This window comes from Thermodesulfovibrio sp. (genome assembly GCF_049969575.1).
GTDB lineage: Bacteria > Nitrospirota > Thermodesulfovibrionia > Thermodesulfovibrionales > Thermodesulfovibrionaceae > Thermodesulfovibrio > Thermodesulfovibrio obliviosus.
In genome coordinates, this window is the sequence record NZ_JBMFOO010000038.1 from 1 (window position 1) to 13,078 (window position 13,078).

Here is a 13,078-nt window from a genome sequence, read left to right on the forward strand (position 1 = left end):
TCGACTTGCATGTGTTAGGCACGCCGCCAGCGTTCGCTCTGAGCCAGGATCAAACTCTCATATAAAATTTGATACTGGCTAAATCTGTGAAACTCTTTAAGAATTATTATTAATAGGGGCTTACCGAACTTTTCAAAGATCAACTAATCAAATTTTAACTTATTAAATTAATTTTGTCAAGTACTTAGAAAGAACATTTAAATCAAATCAATTATAAATCCATCATAACTTATAAAAATAAATTTTGTCAACCCCTATACATTCCATCTTAAAACTGCCATTAGAAAATTATTGTATTGAGAGAAGTTAAAAATTTTTAGTAGCAATTCTTAACGAAACTGAAAGTGAATGACAATTTGTTTATTAGGCAATTTCAAGATATGATAAAAATTCAAAAATATGTTAACCTTCTTATAGAGGATAAAATTAGCAGGATAATGGAGAAAAAATGTCATTAGAAAAAATAATCATTGTAGCTCACGGAAGTCCTAAAGAAGAGGCAAATAAACTCAAAGAGTTTGCAAAGACTTTTGCAATAACTCTTAAAATGAGACCTGACCAGGTAAAATATGCCTATCTTAAATTTAGTAATCCTTCTCTTGAAGAAGTTTTGTTAGAATGCGTAAAAGAAAAAGCAAAAACAATTATAGTTCATCCACTTTTTCTTTTCTCAGGAGGCCATGTAATATCAGAGATTCCAGAAATTATTGCAAAATTTAAAAAAAATTATCCTGATATTGAAATTAATGTTACAAAACCTCTGGGTCTTCATGAAAAACTCATTGAAATCATAAAGGAAAGAATTGAGGAACTTAAACAATGCCTTTTATAAATAGAACTTCATAGGTAGCGTAAACTCCGCTGTGATTACTAAAAAATCTTTTATAGGTATCACAAAAATTTTTAAATGCATTTTTCCCTGAAAATTTTTTGCCTTCAGTATAGTTCGTTCCTGTAAGTTTATGAAAAATCAGTAAATCTCGAGGAGAATTATAAATTTCACGGTAATTTTTTACTTCATAATTAAAAGAAAATCCTGTTTTTTTAATTAGCTCAATATAAAACTCAACTTTTTTTAAAGGAAAAACCGAGCCAAAACCTGTGATTTCTGAAATCTCCTTTAATTCTTTCAAGGTATTTGAAGTAAAAATAGAAAAGTAAAATCTCCCACCTTTTTTTAAAATTTCTAAAATTTTTATAAGATTTTGTTCAGGATCCTTAATCCAGTGAAGCGCTGAAGAGCTAACCATTAAATCAGCGATATTTTTTCTTAAAGGGATTTCTTCTCCGCTGGCATTGACAAAAAAATGATTACCCTTTAAATTTGTTCTAAGTTTTTTAAGAAATTCAAAAGAAATATCAATGTGAATATAGTTTTTAAAAGAAATAGACTCACTTAAAGGAATACTCAAAAATCCTTTTCCACTACCAATTTCTACGATACAGTCATAATTTTTCTTTTCAATTTTTCTTAAAAGTTCAAAGGCAATCTTTTTCTGTAAAATTCCGATTTTTTCATAAGTATCAATAGCTTTGTTAAAATAAAATTTGACAGGCTTCATTATTTAATTCTAACACAGCTTAAATTTTGAAGGTTTTTACGATACCTAAAAGACTTTCACTTTTAAGCTCTTCTATCAGAAAATACTTTGCCTGAAGCCATTCTGCAATTTTAACAGCAAAATCTATTTTCATAAATTTATTTTTCTTTTCAGTATCAATCACAATAAAGTCAACTGAAGTTAGATTGCTTAACATAAAACAAATGCTTCTGAGTTCATCAAAAACTGTTTTACCAGTCAAAGAAACATTTGCCTTTCCATCAGTAATAAGAAGAATTAAAAAACGACTCTCAGGCTCTTTAATTGCCATCCTTCGAATTAGTCTGTACGCTTCCATTAGGCCTGCTGAAAGAGGGGTTTTACCTCCTGTTGGAATTTCTCTAAGTCTTTTTAAAGCAAGTTCATGCGATGAAGTTGGTGGAAGAATTGTTTCTGCTCTGTCTTTTCTGAATAAAATCATTGAAACTTTATCTCTTTTTTGATAACAATCCATTAAAAGTGAAAGAATCGCTCCTTTTGTTTGTATCATCCTTTGCTCAACTCCCATAGAGCCAGAGCCATCAACAACAAATACTACAGTATGGCTCATTCTTTTTTCTTTTTCCTTGTATCTTAAATCCTCCTCTTTAATTATCAACAAATCCTTCATACCTCTGATTTTTTGAAACGCAGCAGCAGCCCTCACTGTTGCATCAATTGCAATATCATTTCTTTTATGAAGAAGACTTCTTACATATCTGCCTGCCCTGCCTTTTGTTTTTGTCTTTGTTCTTCTTCCAGTGGATTGCCTTAAAGTTCTGTCTTTTCTGAAGAAAAATTTTCTTATTTTATAACTTTCACCAACAGGAAAAACATCTTCTTTTTCAGATGATGGAGTGTTTTGCGATTTCCCGTGTTCATGATCTTCATCTATTCGAGAAGGAGTCTGATTTTTATTTTTTTGTTCTTCATCATTTCTTTCTGAGCTTTGAGAATTGTCGAATTGGTGTTCAGGCTCATATTCTGGCTGTTGGTGTAAAAGTTTTTTTCTGTGATTTAAAACAAGTGGAGCTACTGTGATAACATGCTCTTTTTTAACAAAATTATCTCCAAAATAAGCTGCATAAGCCTTTGATGCATATAAAAGAAAAATGTCTGCTCTGTGAGACAAAACAGCTTCTTTTAAAACAACTTCAGAAATAAACTCTGTTATCTCATCTGTTACTTTAATTTTTTTTATAAACTCTTTGCTTTTTATGATTTTTTCAATTAAAGAAATATCTTCTGCTATCTGGAGCTCCCTTGAAAAATTTAATCTTATTATTTCCTTTCTTTTTTCTTTGTCAATTATATTGTCCATGATAACACACATACCAAATCTATCAAGAAAGTGAGAGGAAAAATCAGCTTCTTCAGGGTTCATTGTTGCAAGGATTTGAAAATTAGCAGACTCTCTCAATGTAATTCCTTCTCTTTCAACTATATTTTCTCCTCTTGACTGAACTTCAAAGACAATTGAAAGCAAGTCATGAGGAAAAAGATTTATGTCTTCAATGATAAGAAATCCTCCATCTGCCTTTGAAAGAAGACCTTTCTGAAACCTTCTTTCCCCGGTTTTAATGGTTTCCTCTATGTCAATTCCACCTAAAACAGCCTCTTCAGTAGAATTCATAGGTAATTCAATAAAGGGCATGTTTAAGGCTTTAACAATTTCTTTAAATGCTTTCAGCAAAGTTGATTTACCTGTGCCTTTTTTGCCAGCAAGCAAAACTCCACCACAGGCTGGCTCAATGAGATTCAACAAAAGAGCAAGTCTGGCATTTTCCTGTCCTACAAAATCTGAAAACTTTATTTTAAATTGTTTCAAGTATTGCATTAAGCTTGTCTACTTCTTGAGATATATCTTCAAAGGGAAGTCTTTTAAGTCTATGTCTTAAGGTAAAAGGTGCAACTGCTTTAATATCTTCCTGGGTTATTCCATTCTTTCCATTAAACGCTGCAAAGGCTCTTGCAGCTTTAAGCATAACAATGTCTGCTCTGTGACCATCAAGATTAAGCTGACAAGTAATGTCAACTACAAAAGAAAGAGCACTGTCATCAATTTTAATGTTTTTAAGATTTTCTTTTGCCTTTATAATTTTTCTTACAAGAATTTGCTGTTCAGAATCCCATTTTTTGAAAAATTCTTCTGGATTATCGTCAAATTCTGCTTTTCTTTTAAGTACTTCAATTCTTAAGTTCTTATCTGTCAATGAATTGACCTGAACGCAAAGACCAAATCTATCAAGAAGCTGAGGTCTCAGTTCACCTTCTTCAGGATTCATTGTCCCTACAAGTATGAACTTTGCAGGATGAATAAAAGAGATGCCTTCTCTTTCAACAGTATTTACTCCCATTGCAGCAGAGTCAAGTAAAAGATCTACAATGTGATCTTCAAGCAAATTTACTTCGTCAATATACAAAAAGTTTCTATTTGCCTCTGCAAGAATTCCTGGTTCAAAGCGTTTTTCACCCTTTTTAATTGCATACTCAATGTCAAGTGTGCCAACAACCCTGTCTTCTGTAACACCTAATGGAAGTTCAACAACACGCATCTTCTTTTTTTCAATTTCAATTGAGCCATTTTTGTTAAGTTTCTCAATGCAGTCACTGCAGAAAGGTCCTTCAGGTGCGCAGTTAAATCTGCAGCCTTTAACCACATCAATCTCAGGAAGCAAATCAGCAAGTGCTCTCACAGCTGTTGACTTTGCAGTGCCCTTTTCGCCCATAATAAGAACGCCACCTATGTTGGGATCAATCACATTTAAAATAAGAGCAAGCTTCATCTCATCCTGGTCAACAATTGCAGTAAATGGAAATATCACCCTATTACCTCCTTCATCTTTTTTTTCCAGTATTCAACCTCATCTGCTGTAACTACATCTATTGAACCACCCTGAAAGTTTCCTTTTGTGTCTGCCATCTTCTCCTCAATCCATCCTTCAATCTCAAGATAAATTGCTTTTAATGCCTCTTTCACATCCTCTGAAGGATCCCACAGTCCTCGTTCAGTTGCCTCAATTAACCTTCTTGCAATCTCTTCCAATGCCCATGGATTGTGCTCTTCGAAAAATTTTTTGTTTTCTTCATTTATCAAAAATGTTCTTGCAATGTCATCAAAAATCCAATCATCAACCTCACGGGTTGTTGCCTCCCAACCGTAAACTCTTCCGATTCTTTTTGATATATCTCCGGCACCCTTGTATCCATGTCTTTTCATTCCTTCAATCCATTTTGGATTAAGCAGCTTTGTTCTTACAACTCTCCTTATCTCATCAGCAAGGTCTCTTACCTCAACATGGTCTGGATTGCGAGTATCTCCGTAATAAGTTTTAACCTCTTTTCCACTTAAATGTCTTGCCGCAGCAGTCATTCCTCCATGAGTTCCAAAATAACAACAGCATCCAAAAAGGTCATACTCATCTGAAACGACTTTATTGTAAGTTACATCAATTGTTTTTAAAACATTAGCAAGCTCTTTATGTTTAGATTCGCCCCATATTCCCTTTCCATAGGCATAACCATTCCAGTAAAGAAAAACTTCTGCTAAATCTTTCTCTTCTTTCCATGCAGAAGCATATACAGCAAGTTGAGTTCCTGCCTGATATGTGCCTGGCATTGAGCAGAAAATCCTCAGTGTTGCTGAACGCAGGTCTGCCCCATTCTGAGAAAGCTGCTCCAGTGTATGTTTTCTTACAAAATTCATATCATCAGGTTCATCAAGAGAGGCAACTGCCTGCACTGCCTCATCTATAAGCTCAATACACATTGGAAAGTTATCCCTTGTTATTCCAGAAACTCTTATTGTTACATCAATACGTGGTCTTCCAAGTTCACTTAAAGGGATTATCTCAATCCCTTTTATTCTTCCATTTGAAAGCCACACTGGTTTTACACCGAGAAGATACATTATCTGTCCCATTCCTTCTCCATCTGCCCACATTATGTCTGTGCACTGCCAGTAAATACCTACATTCTCAGGGTATCTACCTTCTTCATCAAGATGTTTTTCAATAAGTTTTTGAGCAAGCCTTTTACCAATCTCATAGGCAGAACGAGTTGGAACTCTGTGAGGGTCAAGGCTATAAAAGTTTCTTCCTGTTGGCAAAACATCATCTCTTCCACGGGTTATCAATCCAGAAGGACCAGAAGGAATATATCCACCAGAAAAACCATGAAGGAGAGATTCAATCTCTTTTGATTGCTCAATTTTTCTATTAAGTTCCAATATTTTCTCTTTAATTGCCCTCCATTCAGGCTTATCCCACTCTATTTTTTTAAGGACTTCCATCATGTTACCTCCTTCAATACTTCTTTTACAACTTCTTTACTTATCCTATCTATCTCTTCAATTATTGCACCGTATGATTTTCCTGTAAAAGAATCAATTTTTTCCTGCTGTGATAAAAGTTCATCAAACTCGTAACCAAGCAGTCTTGCTATCTCTTTTCTCAAAGAGTGTTTTTCTCCTGAATCATATCTTAAAATGGAATAAATGAAATCAACCCTTCTTTGTCCTTCTGGTATTTCACCAAATATGTGCATTCCATCCTGAATTTGAGTGTTTCTTATAAGTGATAGCCTGCCATGAGCCTCTTCAACTATTTTTTCAAAAGGTATTTGATGAAGTTCTTCATGGGTGAGAGTTGAAAGCTGAACTTTTTTGCCATTGTAAAAAATCTTTATTTCATGATCAAGTTTAGCTTTTTTTATCTCAGCAATTATCAAATGTTCAAGAGCATGTTTTCTTGCAGGCTCTTTCTTTGCATCCTCATACTCACCAAGAAGTCTTTCAAGCTCTGAAAGCTCGCTGTACAGCCCGCCTTCAGTAAGCACAGTCTGCATATGATCAACAAGCACTGCATAGCTACGCCTTTTTGCAATGGTTCCCTCAGGAGGATTATCAGCATTGTAAATATAAAGATGAGGCAGTGTATCTATGGCAATATCAGGAAAACACGCATTTGAAAGCCCCGCTCCTTTACCAGGCAAAAATTCAAGATTTCCATGAGTTCCCACATGAACTATCGCATGAGCCTTAAATTCACGGCTGAGCCACTTATATGTTGCAATATACTGATGAGGTGGTGGCACATCTGGGTCATGAAGTATTTTACACACCTGTCCATCACATCTTGCACCAGCACAGCCACGCTTTGGCTGCACACATACAATAACATTTCCATATTGCAAACCTGTAATTACAATTTTATTTTTATAAACCATTGCTGGTGGGATACCATTTTTATGTTCACCTGGAGGCTGTCCCCATGCATCAATCATTCTGAGCCTCGTTTTTTCAGGTAGTTCATTAAACCACTCTAAATACTTTTCTTTATCTACAAAGGCAATTGCTCCACCTTTTTCAACAATTTCTTCAATAGTTGTCCACCTGAACTCTGATATTGCCTTTTTATTCATTATTTCATCAATAAGTGCTTTACCACTGTCAGGCGGTTCAACATCATAACCAGCCTGTTTCATTTTTTTCATGATTCTTACAACACTTTCAAGGCTGTCAAGATGAGCTGCTCCTCCAACAGTTGCTTCCACAGATGCACATGGATTGTTATGAAGAACAAAAACAATACGCCTTTGCTCAGGAGGTGTTTTCCTAAGTTCAATCCATCTTTCAACCCTGTTTACAAGTTTTTTAACACGCTCTGCAATTGGCATCTTTCTTCTTTCATCCTGAGAACCTTCAACCTGAGCAGAAATTATTAATGGCTCAATTACTCCTTCAAACTCAGGCAAAGCAATTGACCAGCCTATGTCAAGATTAAGCTCTCCTTTTTCCCATTCTTCAATTGTTTTATAGTAAGATGAAATGGGCGATATCACAGGTACATCAAGTTTTTTCAAAATCTCAACTCCATCAGATGCAACATTAGTGTTGTCCATTCTTTTTTCTCGGCTTGTTCCAAGAAAAAATGATATAAGCTTTATCATTGCATCAATTCTTGGCTTTCCTTCTTTATCAATAAACCATTCAAGGACCACCTCTCCGCTTCCCTTTGTTCCAAGTGCTTCATCCTTAACTGAATAAGCAAAAGCAGGAATTACATTAAATCCCCTTGCTTCAAGCTCTTTAATAAGCAAATCTTCTACATCTGTATTACCATTTATCCAATAATGCCTTGAAAAGAGAATACCAACAGTAGGAGCATTCTTCCTTTCATACCATTGCATATATTCATCAATGCTGGTAAAAATCTTTTCAGCATCTGGATGATAAAGTCCTTCCCATGGAATCTGCTCTGGCTCCTCATATGAAATATCAAATCCAGCAAGCTTATTTGCTAAAAATAAAAACATATTCTTTATATTTTTTTCGCCATTTATAACAAGATACTGATAGGCTTTACTTAATAGCTCAGGCTTTACATTTGAAAGCATCCAATATGAAGGATCATGACCAAGACAGACAATTTTAGCTTTCATGCTACTTTCTTTCAGCTTTTTTTCAATCTCCTCCCATACAGACTCGTTTGAACGATAGAAAAAAAGGATATCCGCATCTTCCATTTCTTTTAAAACACTGTTAAGTCTTTCAGGTTCATTTTCAACTACTCTTGCAGAGTAAACTTTGAGTGAGAACTCATTAATATTTTTTGCTGCTTTAAGAAGCATATTATAGTAACTTTGCCATACAACTGCTAAAATTTTTAACATAAAAAGCCTCCTAAATTATCGGACAGATTATGCTATGGCCATCAATAAAGCTTCTTTTCACATCCACACCATAAACCCTTTTTATCAAATCTTCAGTAATAATCTCACCTGGAGCACCCTCTGAAATTATACTGCCAGAGTTAATTACAACCACCTTGTCTGAAAAAAGTAATGACAAATTAGGATCATGAAGTGTCATAATTATCGTAAGAGCTCTTTGAATGGCTATTTCCTTAATTTTCTTAAGCACATTTATCTGATTTTTAAAATCAAGATGACTTGTTGGCTCATCAAGAAGCATAACTGGTGAGCCCTGTGCAATTGCCCTTGCAATAAGTGTAAGCTGACGCTCCCCTCCACTTATTTTTGTGTAAGGAGTATCTTTTAACCTTCCAATTCCTACTATTTCCAATGCCTCTTCTGCTTTTTCATAATCCCTTTTACCAGGAGATGAAAAAACGCCAACATAGCTTGCTCTTCCCATCAAAACAACATCAAAAACAGAGTATGGGAAAGGTGGTTCATGCTCCTGTGGAACAACAGAAAAAAAACGAGCCCTCTTTCTGAATGAAAGCCTTTCAACAGAAGCTCCATCTACTTTGACTTCTCCTCTGTAATACTTCCACAGTCCTAAAATGCATTTAAAAAGTGTAGTTTTTCCAGATCCATTTGGTCCAAGAATCGTGGTTATAGAGCCTCTGTTTGCAGTAAAACTCACACCTTTTATTACATCACTACTACTACCTTTATGTCTGAAAAATAATTCTTTAATCTCTACCATCACTTACCCCATGCTTCTTTACCACCTTTTTTCATTAAATATACAAAGAATGGAGCACCTGTAAGAGCTGTGATTATTCCTACAGGGATGTCAAAGCTTGTAAGTGTACGAGACACAGTATCTGCAGCAATCATAAAAGATGCTCCTGCTGTAAGGCTTAGTGGCAGAAGTGTTTTATGATCAGGTCCTGTAAGCATTCTTACAAGGTGTGGAACCATGAGCCCTACCCATCCAATAATTCCGCAGAGAGATGTGGCAACTGCTACTGAAAGTGTTGAAAATCCTATGAAAAGAAGTCTGTCCCTTGAAATATTTACTCCTAAGGCTTTGGCTTCCTCCTCTACCATGCTCATAACATTAAGCCTCCATCTCATGAGAAATATTGGAAAAATTCCAGCAAGCACCCCTAATCCAGCAATTCTTACTGCCTTCCAGTCAGCAAGACAAAAGCTTCCCATTAGCCAGTAAACAATGCTCTGAAGCTTATGAGGATCAACAATAAACTTCACAATTGAAACCATTGCTGTAAAAAAAGCTGAAACAATAACACCTGATAGAATCAACGGAAGACGGCTTACTTCACCCTGTGTTCTTGCAACTGTATAAGCAATAATTACTGCAGTAACAGCAAAAACAAAAGCCATAAACTGAATTGGAAGGTAACTTAAAAATCCAATTGTTATAGCACATCCAAAGGCTGCACCTGCTGAAATTCCCAAGATAAAAGGGTCAACAAGGGGATTACGAAATATACCTTGAAGTGTTACACCTGCGCCTGAAAGTGTGGCTCCTACAAGACCAGCTAATATAATTCTTGGAAGTCTTATATCTAATATAATTGCTTTTTCTGGAATCTCTCCGATATCAAATATATGCACAGTCTCGTTTAATAAAATTTTTAAAACCATCAAAGGACTAATTCCATAAGCACCAAGAAAGAGGGCTATCCATCCTACAAAGACTGGAGAAATTAAAATTATCAATGCCTTAATAACCTTCATATTGTCTCACTTTATAATAAGATATTCCGAATACTTTTCTGTAGAAGTTATCAGCCAGCTTTTCAAAATTAATGTCTTTGAATGCTTCTGGATAAAGCTTTATTGCCATATAAAGAGCTATTGGTGCAAGTCTTGGAGACCATGTTGACCATTTAGGAAGCTTGTAAACTTTATGCTCTTTTACTGCCTTCACGAATCTCCATTGAGAGTTATTGTATAGCCATGATTCATTGTATCCTGCCCCACCCCATATAAAAATCACATCAGGATTCCACTGAATTATCTTTTCAATAGATATATCCATGTTTCTCTGATTTATTGATTTAGCAGAATTTAGTCCTCCTGCAATCTCAATAACATCGTTTGTAACACCAACTGAACCTGAAACAGTTGTTGGCTTTCCTCCAAGATGTATTGCTTTTTTCCTTTTATCAATAGGGATTTTTGATACCCTGCTTTTAATAAACTTAAAAATTTTCTCCATCTCAGCAATAACTTCCTCTGCTCTGTTTTCTTTACCAAAAAGTTTTCCATGCATTCTTATTACCTGATAAAGCTCTCTGAGACTGTCAGGATATATTCCAATTACATTGATGCCCTTTTGCTCAAGAAAAGTTATTGTATTTGGATTGTATGTCCATGTAATCACGATATCTGGATTAAGTTTTAAAATTGCTTCTACATTGATATCAGTGCCTGCACCAGTAGTTGGCTTTTTAAATTGAGGATTTGTTTTAACTATTGCTTTATAAAGATCACAGTTTTCCTCTGCCCAACGGGACACACCTGCAACCTGACTCCAAATATTCAATGCTGGAATAAGTTCGTAGGATATTACAATAACAGCCCTTTTTACAGGTATGTTAACTGTAACAGTTCTTCCAAGCTTGTCAGTTATAGTATAGGTAGAGGCATAAGCTGCCCCTACCCATACTAATGTAACTAAAGTAGCTAAAACTTTAATGTAAGTTCTGTAAACCATGATCTTCCAGGTGCCCTGTAGTATTGGTAGTATTTTCTGTCAAATATATTGTCCACTGAAAAACTCAGCTTTGCAAACTTTGTAATCTGATATGCAATTCTTCCATCAACAACAAAATATGGGTCATAGGAACCATAAACATTGTTTACGCGATCAGAGTTATCATCTTCACTGAACCACTTACCAACATATCTTCCAACAACCATAGCTGAAAAGCCTGATTTTTCAAATTCTGCTCCTACATTTGCTCTCCATAGAGGTGTATAAGTGAGTCTACACCCTACAGTGCTTGGATTTGCATTATTTTCTTTAATTTCAGAGTCAGTATAGGTAAAATTACCAAATAATCTAAGCCATTTTTCAAATCTTTGCTCAAATTAAAACTCAACTCCGCGGGATTCAGCTTTACCTACATTTACATATTCTTTATAGTTTGATGTAACTGTTTTACGATAAATTAAGTCTTTCATATAGTTTTCAAAATATGTGAGAGACACCTTTGCACCTTTCCATAGTTTTTGTTCAACTCCAATATCCCATGATGTAACAGTTTCAGGGTCTAATTGAGGATTCCCAGCATAAGTAATTCCTGTGGATGATGTCCAAGTTCTGTAAAGCTCATATACTGTTGGTGCTCTGAATGCTTTTCCAACTGAGCCACGAAGAGTTGTTGTTTCAAAGGGTTTATAAACAATGGCAAACTTTGGGGAAAAAGAGGATTTTGATTTTGATGGATACTCCTTTGGATAATCTGCTTTTCCAACATCATTTGCATATCCATCATAGGTTTTCCACCAGTCCTGCCTGAAGCCTATATAAGCAGTGAGATTATTTAAAAGCATTATTTCATCCTGAATAAAAATTGCATATGTTTTATCCTTTCCTTTTGACTCATACTTTAAAGTTGTTGTTGAATTTTCATCTCTCCAATCTCTTAAATATTTTTCCTTTGTATTAGCATATCCGTGTCTGAAGGAGCTACCAAATGTAAGAATTTGATTGTTAAAAATTGGAAGACTAAATTGTAAATCAGCCATGTATACTTCTGAAGGAGTATTTGATACATAACCACATCTTGTTGGATCTAAACCACATCCTAATCTTGTTGCCTGAGACAATGTTGTTACATACCAGTCTTTTTCTGTATCAAGGTATGAAAGATTTAGCTTCATTAAAAGCTCTTTATAAAGCTTTGTCTCAAATCCTAAGGAATATGTATTCTGGATTCTGCCTCCTCCGCCAGGAAGAAATGAATTTTCATATATTGTTGTTCTTCCAACTGTATATGTCCATACAGGATTTCCTGCAGCATTTCTTAAATATGTATGAGGCTCATCATAGTTGTATTCATAACGATTTCTCATAAAACTAAACTTTATTTTAGTATCCTTTGTAAACTCATACTGAGTTTTAATGGTAATTCCATCATCCCACCAGCGGTTGTCTCCTTTATCGCCTATGATATACGCTGTTTTTCCATCTCTTGTTGAAGTTATTTCGTATCCTGTAATCCCTGTAGGTGGTTTTGTGTTCGGAACATTCAAATCAGTGGGATATCCATTTGTTCCCTGCCAGCCATAGCTTAAAAATATGCTTAATTTATCCCACAGTTTATCACCATAAGAGATATAAACTCTTCTTAAGTCATCCATTGCTTCACCACGGCTCCAGCTTGAGCCATATCCTGATTTAAATGTAAACTCCCTTTTTTCAGGCATCTTTGTAATAAAATTTACAACTCCACCCATTGCATATCCACCATAAAGTGATGAAAAAGGACCTTTAACAACCTCAACTCTTTCAAGATCCTCTGGATAGTATCCACCCATCTTTACTTCACCAGTATAAGGATTATTTAGAACCATTCCATCCATAAGAATAAGAGTTCTTTTCTGCTCTGGAATGCCTCGTAAAGTTATAGCTGAAAGAGTATCCATTAGTCCCTTTCCCCTTCTTACAAATACACCGGAAATATCATTTAATGCCTGATCAATTGTCTTTGGTGCTTTAAGCTCAATTTTTTCTTTTGTTACAACACTTACAGAAGCTGGTGCTGATTCAA

The 13,078-nt window shown here is 35.2% G+C and carries 9 protein-coding genes, 1 rRNA gene and 1 pseudogene; 1 reads left to right on the forward strand and 10 read right to left on the reverse strand.

Annotated features, from left to right (window positions below; all coding sequences use genetic code 11):
- Positions 1-65 (reverse strand): 16S ribosomal RNA (locus ACP5O9_RS08090); the annotation flags it as partial.
- Between the two features lie 383 nt (positions 66-448).
- Between ACP5O9_RS08090 and ACP5O9_RS08095 the strand changes: the two genes are divergently transcribed.
- Positions 449-832, forward strand: a complete 384-nt coding sequence (locus ACP5O9_RS08095) for a sirohydrochlorin chelatase (protein ID WP_353685395.1) — start codon at positions 449-451, stop codon at positions 830-832.
- On the opposite strand, the gene ACP5O9_RS08100 is transcribed toward ACP5O9_RS08095, so the two are convergent.
- The 9 genes and pseudogenes from ACP5O9_RS08100 to ACP5O9_RS08140 all read right to left on the reverse strand — a co-directional run bounded on the left by ACP5O9_RS08100 (position 813) and on the right by ACP5O9_RS08140 (position 13,034).
- On the reverse strand, positions 813-1,562 hold the full coding sequence (locus ACP5O9_RS08100) for a methyltransferase domain-containing protein (RefSeq protein ID WP_428723799.1): 750 nt from the start codon (positions 1,560-1,562) through the stop codon (positions 813-815). The two genes, ACP5O9_RS08095 and ACP5O9_RS08100, sit on opposite strands and share 20 nt — an antisense overlap.
- Before the next feature lie 19 nt (positions 1,563-1,581).
- Positions 1,582-3,417 carry a VWA domain-containing protein gene (locus ACP5O9_RS08105; protein ID WP_428723800.1) on the reverse strand — a complete coding sequence of 612 codons (1,836 nt, stop codon included), beginning with the start codon at positions 3,415-3,417 and terminating at the stop codon, positions 1,582-1,584.
- Complete coding sequence (locus tag ACP5O9_RS08110) at positions 3,395-4,405, reverse strand: ATP-binding protein (protein ID WP_353685398.1); 1,011 nt, start codon at positions 4,403-4,405, stop codon at positions 3,395-3,397. Before ACP5O9_RS08110 ends, ACP5O9_RS08105 begins: the two co-directional genes overlap by 23 nt.
- Complete coding sequence (locus ACP5O9_RS08115; protein ID WP_424905346.1) at positions 4,402-5,871, reverse strand: cobaltochelatase subunit CobN; 1,470 nt, start codon at positions 5,869-5,871, stop codon at positions 4,402-4,404. Before ACP5O9_RS08115 ends, ACP5O9_RS08110 begins: the two co-directional genes overlap by 4 nt.
- Positions 5,871-8,252, reverse strand: coding sequence for a cobaltochelatase subunit CobN (locus tag ACP5O9_RS08120; RefSeq protein ID WP_428723801.1), 2,382 nt, complete (start codon positions 8,250-8,252; stop codon positions 5,871-5,873). Before ACP5O9_RS08120 ends, ACP5O9_RS08115 begins: the two co-directional genes overlap by 1 nt.
- Positions 8,253-8,262: 10 nt before the next feature.
- Positions 8,263-9,033: an ABC transporter ATP-binding protein gene (locus ACP5O9_RS08125; RefSeq protein WP_428723802.1), complete on the reverse strand. Its 771-nt coding sequence runs from the start codon at positions 9,031-9,033 to the stop codon at positions 8,263-8,265.
- Entirely contained in the window at positions 9,033-10,034 is a 1,002-nt protein-coding gene (locus ACP5O9_RS08130) for a FecCD family ABC transporter permease (protein WP_353685402.1), read from the reverse strand. The genes ACP5O9_RS08125 and ACP5O9_RS08130 overlap by 1 nt, the downstream gene beginning before the upstream one ends.
- On the reverse strand, positions 10,021-11,016 hold the full coding sequence (locus ACP5O9_RS08135) for an ABC transporter substrate-binding protein (protein ID WP_428723803.1): 996 nt from the start codon (positions 11,014-11,016) through the stop codon (positions 10,021-10,023). The genes ACP5O9_RS08130 and ACP5O9_RS08135 overlap by 14 nt, the downstream gene beginning before the upstream one ends.
- Positions 10,986-13,034 (reverse strand): annotated as a pseudogene (locus ACP5O9_RS08140) (TonB-dependent receptor plug domain-containing protein). The gene ACP5O9_RS08135 and the pseudogene ACP5O9_RS08140 overlap by 31 nt, the downstream one beginning before the upstream one ends.
- Between the last annotated feature and the right edge of the window lie 44 nt (positions 13,035-13,078).